This is a genomic window from Arenibacter sp. F26102, assembly GCF_023015865.1.
Lineage (GTDB): Bacteria > Bacteroidota > Bacteroidia > Flavobacteriales > Flavobacteriaceae > Arenibacter.
This window is the reverse complement of the sequence record NZ_JALKBC010000015.1, coordinates 106,398-125,431: the sequence shown is the minus strand read 5'-3', so window position 1 is coordinate 125,431 and position 19,034 is coordinate 106,398. Positions and strand designations below refer to the sequence as shown.

Genomic DNA, 19,034 nt, shown 5'->3' with positions numbered 1-19,034 from the left:
GTGCAGTGATGTAAGACAGATTGATCTAATGAAAATCACACGCCTGTTTCCCAAAGTTTTTTTCTTTTATCATCGAATTTGGACAGCTTTGATAGTTCTTTATCAATTTTTGATTTTAGACCCTCTAGTGTGGATAAACTATTTGTTTTAGCAAACTCATTAAACAAGCTTTCAAGTTTCATCATCCTTTATTTGATATAGTTTGATATTAGTTGTATCGCAAATCCAATAATCAAAAGTAAGAGTCTAATTCCGGCCCCAATTTCATATTTCTTATATTTTTTCTTCTCAGTTTTATCTTCACCTTGGAATGCCATTTGGATAGCACCGTCTTTTTCGACATCGGCAGGCAATCCGAATTAAAGAAGCATAATGACTCCTATAAAATCAAAAATTAATCCAACAGTATTTATTACTTATAATATTCTTTATTTAAACTTTCAAAGAGGATAATAAAAATTGCGTAGCACAAATAACTCCGGACAAAAAAGTACACTTTGTAAAGAGTTACGGAATAATGAATTCTTTTACAGCTAATTCCTATTTTTACAAAAATATTAGCCCATGCTCCATTTAAAACTTGCAACAGACCCACGTTGGGTGAATATTGTTGAAAAAAACATAGAAGAGATACTAACAGACCATGCATGGTGTGAACAAAAGGCCGCTACCAATGCGATTACTATTATTACACTTAATTCTGAATACCCCGATTTAGTAACCGATTTACTCCTTTTGGCCCAAGAAGAATTAGAACATTTTCAAATGGTACATGATATCATTAAAAAGCGCGGTTACACCTTGGGCAGAGAGCGCAAAGACAGCTATGTAAACGAGCTTTATAAGTTTATGAACAAAGGTGGCAGTAGACTTAATTCGATGGTGGATAGACTCTTGTTTTCCGCTATGATCGAAGCGAGAAGTTGTGAACGTTTTAAACTACTTTCAAAAGAAATAAAGGACCCGGAACTTTCTAAATTCTACCACGATCTAATGATTAGTGAAGCAGGCCATTATACCACTTTTATTGGCTTTGCTCGCAAATACGGCCAAAATATAGATGTAGACAAACGCTGGCAAGAGCTTGTTGAATTTGAAGCTGAAGTGATAAAAAACTACGGAAAAGAAGAAACAATACACGGATAAAAAATATGTTGGGCTTTAAAGTTGTAAACTTCAAAGCCTTTGGCCTACTATTGTGGGGCATTAGTCACAGGTAATCGCCAGCGGAGGAATTCTCAAGACTTATTCAAAATAAGAAAATTACTTTTTGTAGCTTGGAATCAAACCTAGGAACACCTGATAATCCTTATGGCAACTCAAATATTAGGGCATTTATTCGGTTCCTCCAGTAATACTTAGCAGAAATAGGAGATGGTTTATCTATTTCCCGATACAGAAAGTAACGAACCCATATTTTACAGGGGTTCCCAAGCTTCGAGGTACACATGAGGTACAAAACTACATTTTTCGATATCAACTAAAAGTCATACTCGCCTTATTTTTAAGGTCTTATGGAAATCAGAAGATTAAGTAATAAATATATAGAATAATGCCATATGAGCCGATTAAATGTCGTAATCGGCTCATGCAATACAATTGGCAACTATTGAAGTATTATATCACTATCAATATTTAATTTTTGATGTAAGGCTTTTGCAACGTTCAAAGTAATCTCTCTTTTCCCGTTTAAGTAGTCACTTATTCTGGAGGCGCTTGTATCTAAGAGAGTTGCTAAATCCTTTCTTTTAAGTCCCATTTCAAACATACGTAGTTCGATCATTTCCTGTAAGGTAGGCAAGCCGATGGGGAAATGGATTTCTTCGTATTGTTCGATAATATCAGTAATCTCCAAAAACTCTTTTGCCAAAGGGTTATCAGCTGACATAGTATCATCCACAACGTCTATCAACTCTTCTAAGCGAAGATTTGCTTTTACATATGCTTCGTGTGCAATTAATTTTCCCATTTCTTTATAGCTTATCTATATTCTTTATTTTGTCGTAATCCCGGTGATTGCCAACCCACCGTATCAATACCATCTTGAACTTAAATCGTACGATGGCAACAACTCGGTAATGGTTTCCCTTGACGTTAAAAACGAACCTCCCGTTTCCCACGCTATCAGCTGAATTGAACGTGTTCTTTAAATCGGCAAAACTATCCCATTCAGCCTTGTTTGTCTTTTTATACCAATCTTGCAGTGCTACTTTAGCATTAGTTTCTTTTGAAAAATACTCTCTTAGTTTTTTAAATGAAATAACATGCACTTGATATAATTTTCAATTTAAACGTAAAGATACTATATAAATTACATTTATGGATATTTATTTCCAATAAATGTTATTACCTATCTTAACCCCCCAAATCTTACCCAAGAACTTTGCGCATGGTTCCTGTCCGATTTTTGTAGTATTCGGGCAGATAAGCGTATAGCAAAAATCGGATAGGGCGCACCTTTTTATTTGCGCTCATGAAAGTTTGATTAGCTCTCCTTAAACCTTTTCTTCTCCAGGATTAATCGCTTCTTTTTGGGCTCTTCCATTTCGAATAAGGAAGTTAACATCTCCACGGTGGGCTTAGTTTGTGTCTTTTCAATATTCCTCAGGATGGCGATAAAAGCATTAATCCGTTTTGTTAATGTTTGTTCAATGGTTCTTCCGGTGGGGCCATATATTTCTTTAGGGGAGATTTCGTTATTGTAAAAAAAGTCGAGCATAGTAGCCATGGCTTCCGTATGGGATTTAAAATGGGTGGATGAGAATTTCTGGAAACGTTTGACGGTTGCCCTCTTAAAACGAATGCATTTAAAAGAGTCCATAATTTTATGTTTTGACGCAAATTATTCCCTAAACATGGGGGTTTACAGGGCATTTGACGCAAATTGGTAAAATCCGAAAAATTGATATATTTATAAATGACTGATAATCATTGTTTTGAGTGCCAAAATAAATACGTAACGTGGCTTTGCCCGTTACCCTCTTGCTATTCCTAATTTCTCACACTTTGGTGTTCGAATTAGCTTTGTGTCAACTAAGACTCATCATGAATAACTACCAATTCGGTTCATTGGTTTTGAGCAATCCACCATGCATTCACATCTTTAAAATTCTCGTATAAGCTGGATCTATCTATGCATTTTGACTGTTGTTGCATCATTACTTTAACGGCATTTCTTCCTGCATGGTCATTGTCCAAATAAAGCATAATCGATTCATAGACGTCAAACCTCTTAAACGTTTTTTCTATAAAGCCTAGGGAGTTCAATATCAAAAGATCATATACTTCCATTAGATGTTTGTCCCGTTCCATCAGGCTCAACATATCGAACATTCCCTCGGTAACGATCAGCCTACTGTTTCCGTTCTGGCGGTGAGTGACGTCTTTTGGGGAGCTGGAATTCTTATAATATTTGTTCCGCAATTCCCAACCTCCGGAGGTGTTGGCTAGTCCTAGGGCGAAATACATCTTGTCCTGAAATTTATAGTGGACTTCCTTGCACAGTTTTCTGGCAGTCAATATGGAAATCCCTCTTTTCATTACATATTCCCTTAGCGCAAAATGGGCCAGTTCCTTGAAATACTTTATCTCGATTTTATCTTGATTGTCCTCTTTAAAAAGTGGCAGCTGAAAAGAAAAAGAAATCTTAACGTTTTGTAGCCAATCCAAGGTTTCCTTTACCGATGAGTTGTTGATTAGACAAATCAGATCGATTACATTTCCCCCTTTCCCAATACCGTGGTCGTACCAACGGTTCAGTTTCTTGGATACTTTGAAAGAGGCTTGGGTTTCTGAGCGGAACGGACTCAGGAACCAAGCTTCTTTATTAGATTCCTTTGTTGGAAAGTGCCCGAGTTTTGCCAGCGCTTTTTCGATGGGATAAGTTCGGGCTCTTTCACACGAAAGTCTATTGGTTCTTTTTTCCTTCATCAGCTCTTTTCTTTAAATTACCCTTACCTTCTTACCTAAATCCTTATTTATTGGTGTTCATGGCTTAGGTGGGTATTATTTTGAGCTTACCCATCTTACCACTTTGGGTAGGTTTGGTAATACCTAGGTAATTAAGGGTATATATATATCCTACCTTAAGGAAACACCCGCATTTGGGAGCTAAAAGTTCTTTAGGTAAGTAGGTAGAAGCTATTCATTGTTTTTTGATAGTTCCACTTCCCAAGGGGTGCCCACGAAGAGTGGTTTGGCCAAATATCCGTAAACCTGCCGTTTGGGATGTTTTATTCTTTGAAAATTGAATCCGGATAGCGCCCTGCCCAAATTAATCTGGTTCAGGCGAAGATTAAGGCAGCTCAGCTTGACCAGTACGTCGGATGCAGTGACAAAATCGTCCAGGTCGTTGGACTTTTCAAAGTATTTGGACACCAGCTCCTCCTCTGTGGTCAACTTGGTATATTTTTTGTTTCGTTCCTCGTTTTCTTGGATATCGGTGATGGACAGTTCAGGATTGAAATCGGTGTCTGAGTAGGCCAGGTGATAGGCTTGTGCCCATACCTTACTTATATCCACTTCTTTAGAGTACCGAAAATCTATCCTGTCCTTGAGCTCAAAGCACAGCCATCGGACAGAACCCGTTTCATCATTTAGAAAGGAGGGCATATTGGTGGAACCTATAAAAGAGCATATACGAGGTAGGGTAGTATTCTTTCGGTCATAAGGCAAACGCTCATTGATAAAGGTCTTTGAGAAAAATGATTTTAGGGCATTGACATCCTTTTTGGAAAGAACGGCCAATTCGTCTAGGTTGTAAAGGAAGTTCCGGCATAATTGGATCCTGGCATCCTTGTCGTTGCTTATATCCTCGGCCATATACTCTTCCAGTTCTGGCGGACAGATAAACCGGCACCAAGTGGACTTACCGGAGTTCTGTCCCTTATGGGATAAAACAAAGGCCTGTTTGTTGAAGTAATTTTTTTCCAAAGCGCACTTTATGGTACGCACCAGCCATTTCTTGAAATGATAATTAAAAGCCTCATTTTCATAGGTCGGCACATAGGAGGCCAATTTTAGAATATGGTCTTCCCCATCCCATTTCGGAAGATTTTCAAAATATTCCTTAATGGGATTACAATTGGGAATCCATTCCGAACGAATGAGGGTTTCCAGTTTTCCATTCGGAATATCTATGCCCGCTTTGGCCAGTTCGATGATCAATGAGTTAAGATTCAGGTACTGCCATTCTTTGGAACCATTAAAGCTTATCTGGAAGTCGTGCGATATCTCGTTGTACGTGATGTCGTACTTTGCCTCAAGATATTCCATAGTGTAGTCGTATACTGTCTTTTTTTGAGGGTCCTTGACGTGGTAAAGCGAATCGCTTCGATATTCTGAAACCATCATCTTCTATTTTTGAATGTGTATTGTAGTGCCGCACTAGCAATTTCATCATGTGACTTTCTACTGTTTTGTAGAAGCCACTCGTTAAGCTTATCAATGTCGAAGAAGATCATTTTACCATTTGGCTTGCTATAGGGAATTTCTCCTCTAGAGGTCAATTTATAGAGATAACTTCTGGAAATACCGGTGTAGTCACAGGCTTCTTCCATGGTTAGTACTTTTTTGGAACCCAATAAGAGACTTTCAATTCTATCGAGTTTTTCTTCTAATTTAATTTTGTCCATTTTTTTTGATTTTAAGATTGAAAATGAACAAAAGCGCTTTTGTTTTCCTGCAGCTATGCAGTGGGTATAAATGTATAAAAATAGGCAAGCGAAGAAAAGGAAAAATAATAATAGTTATTCACAACTAATTGTAATACAGTAAATTACGACAAATTGCATCAACTAATTTTGCAGACAATACGCTATAATTTTATTTGATGTCATATGATATCAAATGATGTCAATCCAAGTCACTGTACAAAAGACTATTTCTTTGAATTTTCGTAGTTATTAACAATGAAAATGAAGGAATCAAGACATTTTTAATCTCAAAAAGGGGGATTTAAGTTTTTTGACCCTGCTAAATTCACTTTTGCCAAGGCTCTATATTTATAATATCAGGTGAACAATTACTTATGTAAACATAAGATTCAACAGATTTTGTTATAAATGTAGAATTTTAAGAATCGACATACTATTATAAAATGGCCCAAAAAGCGTTAGTTTTAAAACTTTCCTAAAATCTAGTTGATAAAGCTTTAGAGCAGGATGATCGAAAGATTTAAGAAGTTAACTTGTGGCCGCTCTAGGAGTACAAAGCCTAGTTAAGAATAATAAAGCTACAATTCTTACTAACAAGTTTTCCATCAGTGGTGACCCCTTCCAGTCTAAGGGTGAATTTTCCTGGCACATCACCAGTATAGAAATTTAATTTGGTTGTTGTCTCCTCGGTAATTATCACCTCAGGATTCCAATATAATGTAGTGCGATAATCCGATATTTTATGGTTTGGTTTTTTGACTCCATAATTTGGGTGATAAAATTCTCTTGGATTGTAGAATCCAGGAATAACTAAATTGACAACATCAGGCTGCTCTTTTAGCCCAGATTCAAAGCTTTGACCACTATCTGTGTATATAGCAACCACTCCATTCGTACCACGAGACCCATAAAAAGCAGCTTCTCCTCCCTTGAGGATATCCACAAACAGCACATCGTTCAATGTCGTGCTTTGTACGAAATTGGCGGATACAGGAACCCCATCTTTTAAGAAAAGTGGGTCTCCAGAGGAGCTAAAACTATTCATTCCTCTAATTCGAACACTTTGGTTCGGGAAAGTGCCCAAAACCTGTACTCCCGGAACTTGGGTTAGAATGTCGAAAACACTGCGCAATGTACTTCTTGATATCGAATCTGGAAATAATCTATTTTGGGCTGTGCCATAAACTGTCATTTTATTTAATTCTTCATCAATACGTTCCTTTCTGGTTTTTTTCTTTGCTTTTACTACAACTTCCGATAATGCTGTAACCCTAGGAGAATATTCTAAACCACTTACTTTATCTCTATAATCTTTAATGAGTTCCTCTTGAATAGAAACAGTCTTTTTATATGATTCTTTGGCTGTCAGATTATCAATATTGACTTTTGCTATTACGGTATCTAAATAAATTGAGATTTTTTCATTTTTGTTTTTACCATGGATAAAAGAGGATGCATTTATAATGGCCTCAACACTATCTAAAAAGACCAATGGTCCGAAGCTAAATCTCCCTTGTGCATCAGTCAGCCTTTTTTCTTGATATATATCTTGTCCCAAAACACTCAATGTCGTAAGGGCTTTTATTGGCTGATTACGATTATCGAACGCCCTTGTTACTCCATTGATCATAATCCCTTTCTCTGGTAGAAATTCTAGCGCTCTACTAGATTCGTTTAATGGAAAAGATTTCCAAGCGAATCTTTTCCATTCATGAGTTAGCATTAAAATATCCAATAATTTTTTCCGGAAATCGGAATCCTCACTAAAAAAGAAATTTGGGTTTTCTCCTGTATTACCCAAATCGGAATTTAACAAAAACCAATCTTTAATATTGGAATCGTTTTTATCAAAGCTTTTATCGAGGGCGACACTTATGGAAAAATCACCCTTTAAAGGTTTTCCTTGGGTGTCAGCAATAAACATTTTGAGGTCGACCTTTTCACGAAACTTATAATCCGACTTATCTGTTGTTAAAGTAATATCTATCTCGTTTTCTGGATTGTTGATAAAGGTCAGGCGTTCGCAAATTGGCTCTCCCTGCTGATTGAACAAGGTGAAATGAGCAATTCCTTCGGATAATTCAGAAGTAGGAAACTTAATTAAATATGATGATTTACTGCTATCTTTTTTTGAATGTTTAAGGAAGATTTCTCCTCGGAGATGACCCAATATCACCGTTCCTGTGAGTCCTTGGTCAATATTGGAAGAAACTTTGATTATTATTTGGGAGCCCTGGTTCTTAAGTTGTATTACATATCCTTTATCTAATGCTATAGGTAAGGAGTATCTGTGCAAAATACCGTCAATATTAAGTTCAGCATAATAATTAGTACCGGATTTAGGTGTAATAGGAAAGACTCCTAAACCGGAATTATAGGTTTGAAAGGATTTGATCATATATCCTTTTTGATCAAAAATGTGGCCCTTCATGGCTAATCCGTTCCCAAATTCGTCGGTTATTTTTAGGCCCAACTCGCTTTGGAGGCCTATTACTAGATTGCCGCCTTCTGGAAAAAATTGAACGTTCGGCTTTGACATCTTAGAATTCATAACATTCCTTTCTTGCCTTTTCTCCTTTTCTGAATTAACTAATTCTACACTATTATATTTGCCATTGATTGACATGGGCCGCGTCAAAATTGAAATTTTTTTCTCAAATATAACTAGGTCCTCATCGTTCAGCATGTACCTGGTGTATGCACGTATGCGATAGTCCCCCTCCGTGATGGAATCGTCAATTTGTATGTCACCAAATGCACTTCCATGGTCAGTATAAAGTTTTCTTTTTACCAGTGTTCCGCCATTTGCGTCTAATAACTCAACATAGACAATGTTGCTTTTGTCACTTGCATAATGAGTCACGCCATTCAGCAAATAAGACTTAAACCAGATTGTATCACCAACGATATAGAAATCTTTATCAGTTTGTATATATACTTTTTCGGGCGCTAAATTATTTACGTAAACGTCTAGTTTCTGCGTTAAAATATTAATTTGTGTATTTTTTTGAGCAAGGATTTGAGTTGACAAAAAAAATAAAGGTAATACTGTCAGCAAAAATATTTTTATTCTTTCATCCATATAGTGTCAGTTTAACAAGGAATATCTGATGAATTATATGTCTACAACTATCTGCCCTAATTTTGATTATCTTTCATTACAATCTAGATAATACGTTAATAGCCGATTAGATAATTGAGCTATAATTCGAATGGTAAATTGTTTAAAACCTAGCTGTTTAAAAGTAAAAAATAATATTTCAAAAATTTTATATCGAGAAACTTTTAAAGTATTACAAGAGTTAATTTAAATTACACTTGATTCTTCGAAAGATAAATGAAACGTGTTTATTGAAAATCCATATATAATTTAGGAATTAAATATGCTGCTTCCTTCATTTTTTTGTCGATGATTTTGGCATAGATCTCAGTAGTTCTAATTTCACGATGTCCGAGACGTTTGGAAACGGTATAAATATCCGCGCCATTTTCCAAAAGTAAAACGGCATTGGTGTGCCGGGCTGAATGAAAGGTGATATGCTTGTTTATCCCAGCAAACATACACCACCTGAGCAATTGCATGTTCATATGTGCACTATAACGTAGCCCTTTGAAGACTCTTTCCTTGTGGTCTTTCCGTTCACCAAGAAGCTCCCTGGCCTGTTGGGAAATATATAGATATTCCACTCCGTCTGTTTTCTTTTGCTGAAACACAATTCGGAAAACGGGAATTCCAGAATTGTCAATACCTTCATCACGAACCTCGGACCATTTTAATTTATTGACGTCTGACCATCGTATGCCAGTTAGCGCTGAGAAGAGAAAAGCGCGTTTTAAGATTGGGAGTTTGCATGGGGTATCCGCCAATTTTTGGAGCTCTTCCGATGTGAGGTATTCCCTAGTAGATTCTCCCATGGTAAAGCCTTTGACCTTTTTTATGTAGTTTTCCTTTAGGTAGCCTTCATCGAAAGCTGCATTAAGACAGGCCTTGAATTTATTAAAATAGGTGTGCTTGGTATTTTGTGAAAGCTTCTTTTCGCTTTTGGTCACGGCTACTGTATCCAGATATTTTTTAAATCCTTTGATGAAATCCACATCAACATCATTTAAGGTGATCTGGACCGGACAATAGGCCTCTATGTGCTTTTGGGCGGCATCCCAGTTGTCATAATTGCCTTTGGTCTGGTAGCGTTCCTCTTTCTTTTGTTCATAAAAATCCATAAAGCTTAGTCTACCCTTATTGTCGTTCTGTATGTTGTATCTGCCTTGATACACTTCGGCTTTTCTAATGGCCAAGATTTGTTCGGCTAATTCAAGTTGTTCTTGATTCTTTTTCCTTTCAGCAGCGGTCTTAGGGTCAGTGGTCAAGTAGAGCTCTAAGTATTCAAAATCTCGGAGAATTTTGCTTTTTCCTTCAGGTGTGGTGGTATGGCCTTTATAATACTCTATATAAAGGCTGGTCATTCCACTTTTCAATTTTTTCTTTCTGAGATGGATTTTCATATGAGGTGCAAATTTTGTATCTCGACCTCAAAAACTTATTTCGAGGTACAGATGGGATACAAAAAAGTACGAAAATAAGACGAATATGGGAAATCAAAAATCTAAAAGTTATCAACAAGTAATTGATTTACAGCCATTTGCAATCAAATGATATTAAATAAAACCCTTGTCTATTTTCCGATACAGAAATTAGCAAAAATATTTCCCAAAAGTTCGTCATTGGTCACTTGTCCTGTAATTTCCCCTAAATGGTAGAGTGCTTCGCGGACATCTATGGCCAGAAGATCGCTAGGCGTATCCTCATCCATTCCAAATTGTACCTTCTCTATCTCTTCCAGAGCCTTTATAAGGGAGCTGTAATGCCTTGTGTTGGTTACTATGGTTTCACTATTGCGCAAGGCTCCCGTATTTACAAAATCCAACAAACGTGATTTTAGGGCTTCGACGCCTTTTCCAGTTTTCGCGGATAATAGGTGCAGTTCTGAAATTTGGGCTTGCAGATTTATTATTTGTTCCTCATTCAACATATCCACCTTATTGGCAATTACGACCAAGGGTTTGTGAGGATATTTGTTTTTAATTTTTTCCAATTCCCTTATGCTCGACTTTAGCTTGGCTGCGTCGGTTGCCATCTGCCAACCATCTACCAATAGCACCACAACCTGGGCTTGTTCTATTTTCTCAAACGTCTTTTTTATCCCTATGCTTTCCACCACGTCTTTGGTATCCCGGATACCTGCGGTATCAATAAACCGAAATCCTATGCCTCCTATTACAATCTCGTCCTCAATAGTATCCCTGGTAGTTCCTGCAATTTCGCTTACTATAGCCCGTTCCTCATTTAAAAGGGAATTGAGCAAGGTAGATTTTCCCACATTGGGTTCCCCAACAATGGCAATGGGAATCCCATTCTTGATGACATTACCAACGGCAAATGAATCTATCAAGCGTTTTAAGATTCTTTGTATCTTGGTCAGTAGTATTTTAAACTGGGTTCGGTCCGCAAATTCTACATCCTCCTCTGCAAAGTCGAGTTCCAATTCCATTAGGGAAGCGAAGTTCAGAAGCTGGTCCCTCAATTTTTTTATTTCATTGCTAAATCCACCCCGCATCTGCTGTATGGCTATCTGGTGGCTGGCCTCGTTATCCGAGGCAATAAGGTCGGCCACAGCTTCGGCCTGACTCAGGTCCATTTTACCGTTTAAAAAAGCGCGTAGTGTAAATTCCCCTGCAGTCGCCATTCGACAGCCGTTTCGTAGGAATAGTTGAATAATTTGCTGTTGAATATAGGGAGAACCATGACAGGATATTTCCACAACATCTTCACCGGTATAGGAATGTGGACCTTTAAATAGAGATAATAGTACTTCATCCAACACCTTATCGTTCTCCGTAATATGTCCCAAATGAATGGTATGGCTCTTCTGTTTTTTTAAATCTTTTCCTCGAATCGATTTGAAAAAAGAATTGGCCAAGGCAATGGCATCCTTCCCGGAAATTCGGATAACGGCTATGGCACCTGCCCCTGAAGGAGTGGCCAAAGCAATGATGTTGTCGTTGGTAATCATAGATTTAAATTGGTGGTAAAAATACGATTTATAATTTTTAATCCTGTCCCGATTTCCAATTGTTGGCAGCTATGGTTTACTTTTTGGGAAGACGGGAAAGATAGGCATGAACACTTTGTAAAATGATTGAAAACAACAAATACAACAAGGGTTTAGAACTTCTATTTTTGGTAGAGTAAAATTTAACACAATGATTTTAATCATAATTAATCCCGAATAAATGACCTAATTTTGGTGGTGACCTAAATGTCATATCAGAGGGGGTGAAATATCCCTTTGAAGGCTATTGTATAGGGCCATTCAACTAAAAATGATTATATGAAATCAATCAGAATTATTACATTATTGGCAGTAGCTTTATTCTGCCAAATCTCCTTGGCACAAGAAACAGAAGTTCCGGTAACTCCAACTGAAAATAGTGCACAAATGGAGCAGCAAAGAATTTTGCGCGAGGCGAAAGAAGCCCAGGAGGCACAGAAAAAGGTAGAAAAGGCGATAGAAAAGGCAGAAAGGGAAGCCAAGAAGTTAGAAAAAGCACAAAAAAGAGCAGAAAAAGCACAAAAGAATGCAGAAAACGAGTTAAAAAAGAGGGAAAAACTTTCTTCGGACATAGATTCCAAGAGAAGGTCTATTGCCAAAGATCAAAGGAAAATTGAAAAGCTTCAGAAGAAAATGATCAAGGACGAGAAAAAGGGGAAATTGTCACCTTTGGCTATAGAGAAGTTAAATAAGAAAATAGACAAACTGGAAAAAGGGATTGAGAATGATAGGGAGAAATTGGAAAAATTAGAGCGTAAACAATAGTGGATGCACTAAACTTTGAAAACCGGATAAACCTGTTGGTGTAACAAAAGTTGAAATTATACGTCTTATAATTACAACAACCAATTATGGGAGCAAGGAAAAGTAGGATACTTAACCTTTTTTACCCATTTAGACCTAATAATAGTAATCGATGAAGGCAGAAAACAGACAACTATTGGTATTGACCCATTTGAGTCAATTGCTGGATATAGTAACAGGATTTGGGGGATTTATCGTTCCCTTGATTTTGTGGTTAACACAGAGGGATACGATTATGAATATGGATGAAAATGGGAAGTCGATCATCAATTTTCAATTAAGCATGTTTTTATATATCATAATTTGTATTCCTTTGATTTTACTTTTTGGTTTAGGAATTTTGGGGATTATTGGAGTGGCCATTCTTTGCTTTGTATTTCCTATTGTTAATGCCATTAAGGTATCCAATGGGGAAAGGCCGCATTATCCCCTGAGTATAAAGTTTGTTTAAGGAGAATAGAAATAGATCAAAACAAAAAAAGCCGTATTTCATTTGAAATACGGCTTTTTTTATAGTGAAAGCGTGGGGTGTATTATGAATTCAACTTTAAATGATAAAATTGAATCTTATTATCTAACTGTTAAGCATTACAGGCATAACCAACATGGTAACATTTTCACCTTCATCCAAACCATCAATAGGGGTAAGGATGCCGGCCCTGTTGGGAAGACTCATTTCCAATTGTACGTCATCCGAGGTTAGATTGTTCAGCATTTCTACCAAGAATCTGGAATTAAAACCTATTTGCATGTCGTCTCCCTGGTAAGAACAGGTTAAACGTTCTTCTGCCTTATTGCTGTAATCTATATCCTCTGCGGAAATATTTAATTCGGCCCCAGCAATTTTTAATCGTATTTGGTGGGTGGTCTTATTGGAGAATATAGAGACCCTCCTCACCGAACTTAAAAGTTGGGTGCGGGCAATGGACAATTTATTAGGATTCTCCTTTGGGATTACCGCTTCATAATTTGGATATTTACCGTCGATCAACCTACAGATCAATATTGTATTTTCAAAACTGAATTTGGCGTTGCTTTCGTTGTATTCAATAAGCACTTCTGTTTCGCTGCCCGCTAAAATTCCTTTTAATAAATTCAAAGGTTTTTTGGGCATTATAAACTCGGCCACTTTGGAGGCCGTTACATCGTTTCGTTGGTATTTCACCAATTTATGGGCATCGGTTGCAACGAAGGTTAAACTTTCAGGAGAGAATTGAAAAAAGACACCGCTCATTACAGGTCTAAGGTCATCGTTGCCAGCAGCAAAAATAGTCTTGTTGATAGCAGTAGCCAATATATCACCAACTATAGTAGTGGAGGACGGACTGGACAATTCTACCGATTTCGGAAACTCCGCTCCATCTGCATAGGCCAAGGCGTATTTACCATGATTGGAACTGATCTCTACCGTATTGTTATCCTCTACCACGAATGTAAGGGGCTGTTCTGGAAAGGTTTTTAAAATTTCCAATAACAATTTTGCCGGTACAGCAATGGTTCCCTCATTGTCAGAATCCACCTCTAATACAGAACTCATGGTGGTTTCCAAATCGGAGGCCGATACGGTAAGCTCCTTCTGATTTAAATCAAAGAGAAAATTGTCAAGAATTGGCAAGGTGTTGCTATTATTAATTACCCCACCTAGTACTTGGAGTTGTTTTAGTAAATAAGTGCTAGATACTATAAATTTCATTGGTTTATTTTTTTTTAAGGAATCTACATTATTGTACAACCTAAAACAGTGCTTAAATATCTGTTTGAATCCGCAATATTCCTTGAATCACAGTCAAAACAAAGATATTTTAATTGTCCTTTTTAAGGAAACAAACTTATCAACACTTATGCCCCATATTTTTTCTTTCTTATGGTGTGTATTAGGAAACCAAAAATAAAGGTCAAACATAGGGGCAGGCCAATATTAATCAACTGCCATTTGGTTTTTTGGTCATTAATTTTTTCCTCATCCAAGAATGGAATGCCAACTTTCTTATTCCGAATGTTTATAAGTCCGGAATCGTCCAAAAGGTAATTAAGGCAATTTATCAGAAATTCCTTGTTGCCAAAAAAGTTATTCGTCCATTTATCGTAACCCAATTCCAAGGGTCTACCATTTCGGATCTGGTTTCTAATTAGATCGCCGTCAGAAAGTATGATCATTTTGTTTTCAGGGCCTTGATCTATTGGTTTATCTAGCTTTATGGGTTTTATACGATTGAGGAAGGTAGATTTAAAGGTGCCCTCTATCAAAACGCCCAATATCTTATTGCCATCATTATATATATTCTTGTCCGGCGGGGTATTTATGATGTCAAGATGAATTGGTTTAGGCACTCCTTCGGTTTTGGATAAGGGAGAGCTTGTCAACAATATATGTTTCTTATAATCATTGTTCAAGGTGTCCATGCTACTGGTAAATTGGAACCTTACCGCTTCCAAGTTATTATTTATTGGATGATCGTTTTTGGAGAAGACCATTGGGTTGTAGTACCATGGGACGGGGTTGTATTGGGAACTGTTCCCTTCTCCGCTAGCCAGTACTATTTGAGTGAAATAGAGATCGTTTACCAAATCCGTATTTAATCTAACGCCATATTTAAAGAAAAAGTCGTTAAGGTTAAGGTTGCGTGGCAAAGCCAAGGCGGTACCATTTTCATTGAAGAGACTGTCCAGTTCCATAGCGACTTGATCAATGAGCCATAAAGATTTGCCTCCTCCGGTAATAAATTGATCCATTATGTATTTCTCCTTATCGGTAAAGGCCTCAGTAGGTTTTGCTATTATGGCCAGATCAAACCCTTTTAAATGTTGCAAAACCTTTTCAGGATTTGTTGCAACCGAGTCTAAGGTAATGGCACCAATATTGTAATAATCCTTTATAGTGGTTAAATAATCGGCCATTAAAATATCCTCCATCTCACCATTGCCCTTAATGATGGCAATTTTTTTCTTCTCCTTGATGTCCAATCTGGCAAAAGCGTCGGCAAAGGCATATTCCAAATGTTGTACAGAATTGTTTACCCGTTCTTCCGTGGTTGCACCAAGTTTGTTTTTTAGCAAGGGAACCTTTACCGTACTATTATTGTAATTGACCATGGCCCAAGGAAAAATAATTTCCTGGGAAACTTTTCCATTCTGTTCAACGGTCACATTGGTAGGGGTAAGTCCCAACCCTTGCAAATCTGTTATAACGGCATCAATTTGTGAATTGCCTTCAAGTGGATTAACAAAATTGAACTTTATATTCTTGTTTTCAGCAGCAAACTCCTCCAAAAGTTGACGGGTCTCCACCTTCAATTTAATAAATTCAGGAGGAAGATTTCCATCCAGTAAAATATCGATTATAACGGGGGCGTCAAATTCACCTACAGCCTTAAGAGCCGATTTGGATAGGGTATACCTGTTGTCCTCGGTCAAATCTATCCTAGTGTAGAAATAACTACCCACAATATTTATGATCAACAATAGGGAAACAGCCTTAATGATAGATAACAAAGTCTTTTTCATTATCTATTTTGATTTTTAAGTTGAATAATGGTCAGATAAAGAAAAAATAAGGTGAGACTTATAAAATATATAGCGTCCCTTGTATCCAATACTCCTCTGGCGATACTTTCAAAATGAGCCTTCATTCCAAGGTTTTTAACAAAAATTATTACAGGACTAGTAGGCAATACCGTGGCCAAACTTTCAAAACCATAAAACATAAGAAAACACAGTGCCATACCAATAATAAAGGCTACAATTTGGTTTTCGGAAAGGGTAGAGGCAAATAGCCCAATTGCCGTGTAACTGGCAACCAAGAACAACAGGCCAAAATAAGATCCTATGACCATTCCCATATCCAAATTACCTATGGTAACACCTAATTGGGAAATGGTATACACATAAAGAAGTGTGGGCAATATGGCTATTAAAGCCAGACAGAATGTACCTAAAAATTTTCCCAATACTGTTTCCCAGAGAGAAATAGGCTTAATAAAAAGGAGCTCCAAAGTACCTAGTTTCTTTTCTTCGGAAAAACTTTTCATGGTTATGGCAGGAATCAAGAAAAGAAATACCCATGGGGCAAGTAGAAAGAAATTGCTTAGATCCGCAAAGCCGTATTCAAATACATTGAAAGGTCCTTTAAAGACCCATAGGAACAATCCACTAAGCACTAAAAATAATCCAATAACCAGATAACCAATGGGCGAGGTAAAGAATGATTGAATTTCTCTTTTAAATATGGCAAGCATACAAATTAATTAACGGTTTCCTTCTTTATAAGGCTCCAGGCTTCTGGTTTTTCCTCAAATAATAGTTTTGTCTTTTTCCAGACGGACTTGAAAAATTCCGAATTTCTATAGTTTTCCAGATCGGCAGTGCTGTTCCAATAACTATAAGTGAAATATATATTATCCTCTTCCTTGCTCTGTAACAATTCCAGGAAAGTACAACCTTCTACCTGTCTGATTTTCCTTTTGTTTTTTTCAAAGATGGCTTCAAAACTAGCAATATTTTCCTTTTTGAAAGTTAATTTTACAATTCTTACCAACATTTGTTAATTCTCTTTTAGGCAAAATTAATCATTACCGTATCCCGATAATCCAGACCTAATAAGGTAGAGGCGCCTCCAACGGTATTAAGGTCACTTTTGTAGATAGCAATTTCCAAATACCCGGATGAGTTAAAAAGTGCCAGCAACTCTCCAGGAGATTTACGTTGACTCTTATCCAGATTGTAATTTATGATGTCCCCGTATTTATTATGGATTTCCCGTATTTTCTTGTTTCGGGCCTGCAGTTCAAAGGTTCTACCCTTGCCAACAGCCTTGAAAATGCTCTGTTGAATGTTGGTAACCACATTGCCATAGTTGTCAATATATATTACACTGCCCGAAATGGTCGTTTTGTTATCGGAAATTCTAGGATTGAATTCCCTTAGGTCTTTTAGATCCTTAAAAGGCCTTCCTATTACTTCAAGTTTCCCCCCGCGTGCTATATGGCTTGCCGCCTTAACAAAAACATCCATTTCGGGAAAGGAACTATCTATACTATTCGGCAATTGAATTTCCACCACTTTTTCTGGTACTATTTCAGAAATTATGAGCCCTATTACCCCGTTGTTGGCCATTATAAAATAGTGGTTGTCCACCAAAACTGCTATATGTTGGTTTTCTGGGGACAATTCAGAATCTACTCCAACAATATGAATGCTGCCATCTGGGAAATTTTTATAGGAGTTTTTTAATATATATGCGCATTCCTGAATGTTGAAAGGCGCAATGGAATGTGAAATATCAACAATTTTTGCGTCCGACAATTCTTTGTAAATTGTACCTTTTATGGCGCCTACAAAATGATCTTTATATCCAAAATCAGTAGTTAATGTAATTATAGCCATAGAGGACTGTTGATATGTTTTTGAGTTGGTAAGTTGTTTTTTTACTTAAGTTTGTTAAACAAAATTACACAAAAAATTAGCGAAGCAAAATATATATTTCATATCTAAACCTAATAACACCTCTCTTCTTTGAACGAACTTATAATAGAACTTACAGACATTAGCCCAAGGGAATTTTTTGGACAGAATAATGAGAATATAGATTTATTAAAAAAACACTTTCCCAAGCTTAAAATTGTTGCCCGGGGTAACAAAATAAAGGTTTATGGGGATGAGGATCTATTGGACGAATTCGACCGAAGGTTCGATCTTCTAACCTCCCACTACGCCAAGTATAATAAATTGGATGAAAATAGTATTGAGCGACTTTTGGCCAGCAATGGTCAAGAAGAGATTCAATCCTCCGAAATTAGCGGGGAAGTTTTGGTCCATGGTGTAAGTGGAAGATTAATAAGGGCCCAAACAGTAAACCAGCGAAGACTTGTAGATGCAGCCAGGAATAGTGATATGGTTTTTGCCGTTGGACCTGCAGGTACCGGTAAAACATATACGGGGGTGGCATTGGCCGTAAAGGCTTTGAAGGAAAAGCAGGTAAAACGCATTATTTTGACAAGACCGGCCGTTGAGGCAGGTGAAAATTTAGGTTTTCTACCTGGCGATCTTAAGGAAAAGCTCGACCCCTATATGCAACCTTTATACGATGCCTTAAGGGATATGATCGCGCCAGAGAAGTTGGTCCATTATTTGGAAAATGGCACCATACAGATTGCTCCTATGGCCTTTATGAGAGGAAGAACTTTGGACAATGCATTTGTAATTTTGGATGAAGCCCAGAACACTACCCATGCCCAGATGAAGATGTTTCTGACGAGAATGGGAAAAAATGCAAAATTTTTAATCAACGGGGATCCAGGACAAATTGATTTGCCCAGACGTTTGATATCTGGATTGAAAGAAGCCCTTTTGGTACTGCAAAACGTTGAAGGTATAGAGATTATTTATTTGGACGATAAGGATGTAATTAGACATAAACTGGTTAAAAAGGTTATAGAGGCCTATAAAGGAATTGAGCATAATAATTGAT

General features: G+C 37.2%; 18 protein-coding genes. 4 read left to right on the top strand and 14 right to left on the bottom strand.

From position 1 onward, the window contains the following. Nucleotides 1-564: 564 nt before the first annotated feature. Nucleotides 565-1,146 (top strand): tRNA-(ms[2]io[6]A)-hydroxylase, encoded by a 582-nt coding sequence (locus tag MWU78_RS18360; protein ID WP_247000468.1) that lies wholly within the window; start codon nucleotides 565-567, stop codon nucleotides 1,144-1,146. Nucleotides 1,147-1,606: 460 nt separating this feature from the next. Here MWU78_RS18360 and MWU78_RS18355 read toward each other — a convergent pair whose 3' ends face one another. From MWU78_RS18355 to mnmE, 9 genes are all read right to left on the bottom strand, one after another. Further along, a complete protein-coding gene (locus MWU78_RS18355; protein ID WP_246901834.1) occupies nucleotides 1,607-1,969 on the bottom strand; it encodes a helix-turn-helix domain-containing protein in 363 nt (120 codons plus the stop codon). A gap of 4 nt (nucleotides 1,970-1,973) precedes the next feature. Then, nucleotides 1,974-2,270: a type II toxin-antitoxin system HigB family toxin gene (locus MWU78_RS18350; RefSeq protein WP_246901833.1), complete on the bottom strand. Its 297-nt coding sequence runs from the start codon at nucleotides 2,268-2,270 to the stop codon at nucleotides 1,974-1,976. A gap of 215 nt (nucleotides 2,271-2,485) precedes the next feature. After that, nucleotides 2,486-2,821: a BfmA/BtgA family mobilization protein gene (locus MWU78_RS18345; protein ID WP_247000466.1), complete on the bottom strand. Its 336-nt coding sequence runs from the start codon at nucleotides 2,819-2,821 to the stop codon at nucleotides 2,486-2,488. A gap of 245 nt (nucleotides 2,822-3,066) precedes the next feature. Then, nucleotides 3,067-3,930 carry a toprim domain-containing protein gene (locus MWU78_RS18340; RefSeq protein WP_247000464.1) on the bottom strand — a complete coding sequence of 288 codons (864 nt, stop codon included), beginning with the start codon at nucleotides 3,928-3,930 and terminating at the stop codon, nucleotides 3,067-3,069. Between the two features lie 210 nt (nucleotides 3,931-4,140). Next, nucleotides 4,141-5,352: a virulence-associated E family protein gene (locus MWU78_RS18335; protein ID WP_247000462.1), complete on the bottom strand. Its 1,212-nt coding sequence runs from the start codon at nucleotides 5,350-5,352 to the stop codon at nucleotides 4,141-4,143. Continuing rightward, complete coding sequence (locus tag MWU78_RS18330) at nucleotides 5,349-5,633, bottom strand: helix-turn-helix domain-containing protein (protein WP_247000460.1); 285 nt, start codon at nucleotides 5,631-5,633, stop codon at nucleotides 5,349-5,351. Before MWU78_RS18330 ends, MWU78_RS18335 begins: the two co-directional genes overlap by 4 nt. 580 nt (nucleotides 5,634-6,213) lie before the next feature. Continuing rightward, nucleotides 6,214-8,736 (bottom strand): TonB-dependent receptor plug domain-containing protein, encoded by a 2,523-nt coding sequence (locus MWU78_RS18325; protein WP_247000459.1) that lies wholly within the window; start codon nucleotides 8,734-8,736, stop codon nucleotides 6,214-6,216. 266 nt (nucleotides 8,737-9,002) lie between these two features. Then, nucleotides 9,003-10,157, bottom strand: a complete 1,155-nt coding sequence (locus MWU78_RS18320) for a site-specific integrase (protein ID WP_247000457.1) — start codon at nucleotides 10,155-10,157, stop codon at nucleotides 9,003-9,005. A 170-nt stretch (nucleotides 10,158-10,327) separates the two neighbouring features. Next, the gene (gene mnmE, locus MWU78_RS18315) at nucleotides 10,328-11,725 is read right to left on the bottom strand and encodes a tRNA uridine-5-carboxymethylaminomethyl(34) synthesis GTPase MnmE (RefSeq protein WP_247000455.1); all 1,398 of its coding nucleotides are present in this window, start codon (nucleotides 11,723-11,725) and stop codon (nucleotides 10,328-10,330) included. Nucleotides 11,726-12,043: 318 nt separating this feature from the next. Between mnmE and MWU78_RS18310 the strand changes: the two genes are divergently transcribed. Next, a complete protein-coding gene (locus MWU78_RS18310) occupies nucleotides 12,044-12,529 on the top strand; it encodes a hypothetical protein (protein WP_247000453.1) in 486 nt (161 codons plus the stop codon). Nucleotides 12,530-12,680: 151 nt separating this feature from the next. Further along, nucleotides 12,681-13,019 (top strand): DUF4870 domain-containing protein, encoded by a 339-nt coding sequence (locus MWU78_RS18305; protein WP_247000451.1) that lies wholly within the window; start codon nucleotides 12,681-12,683, stop codon nucleotides 13,017-13,019. Between the two features lie 123 nt (nucleotides 13,020-13,142). Here MWU78_RS18305 and dnaN read toward each other — a convergent pair whose 3' ends face one another. The 5 genes from dnaN to MWU78_RS18280 form a co-directional block, all read right to left on the bottom strand. Further along, a complete protein-coding gene (dnaN, locus tag MWU78_RS18300; RefSeq protein WP_247000449.1) occupies nucleotides 13,143-14,261 on the bottom strand; it encodes a DNA polymerase III subunit beta in 1,119 nt (372 codons plus the stop codon). Nucleotides 14,262-14,407: 146 nt separating this feature from the next. After that, nucleotides 14,408-16,072, bottom strand: coding sequence for a gliding motility-associated ABC transporter substrate-binding protein GldG (gldG, locus tag MWU78_RS18295; protein WP_247000447.1), 1,665 nt, complete (start codon nucleotides 16,070-16,072; stop codon nucleotides 14,408-14,410). Further along, a complete protein-coding gene (gene gldF / locus MWU78_RS18290) occupies nucleotides 16,072-16,803 on the bottom strand; it encodes a gliding motility-associated ABC transporter permease subunit GldF (protein ID WP_247000445.1) in 732 nt (243 codons plus the stop codon). Before gldF ends, gldG begins: the two co-directional genes overlap by 1 nt. 5 nt (nucleotides 16,804-16,808) lie before the next feature. Further along, complete coding sequence (locus MWU78_RS18285; RefSeq protein WP_247000443.1) at nucleotides 16,809-17,105, bottom strand: antibiotic biosynthesis monooxygenase family protein; 297 nt, start codon at nucleotides 17,103-17,105, stop codon at nucleotides 16,809-16,811. Nucleotides 17,106-17,119: 14 nt separating this feature from the next. After that, the gene (locus MWU78_RS18280) at nucleotides 17,120-17,950 is read right to left on the bottom strand and encodes an SAM-dependent chlorinase/fluorinase (RefSeq protein WP_247000441.1); all 831 of its coding nucleotides are present in this window, start codon (nucleotides 17,948-17,950) and stop codon (nucleotides 17,120-17,122) included. A gap of 129 nt (nucleotides 17,951-18,079) precedes the next feature. On the opposite strand from MWU78_RS18280, the gene MWU78_RS18275 reads away from it, so the two are divergent. Continuing rightward, a complete protein-coding gene (locus MWU78_RS18275; RefSeq protein ID WP_247000440.1) occupies nucleotides 18,080-19,033 on the top strand; it encodes a PhoH family protein in 954 nt (317 codons plus the stop codon). Nucleotide 19,034 lies beyond the last annotated feature (1 nt).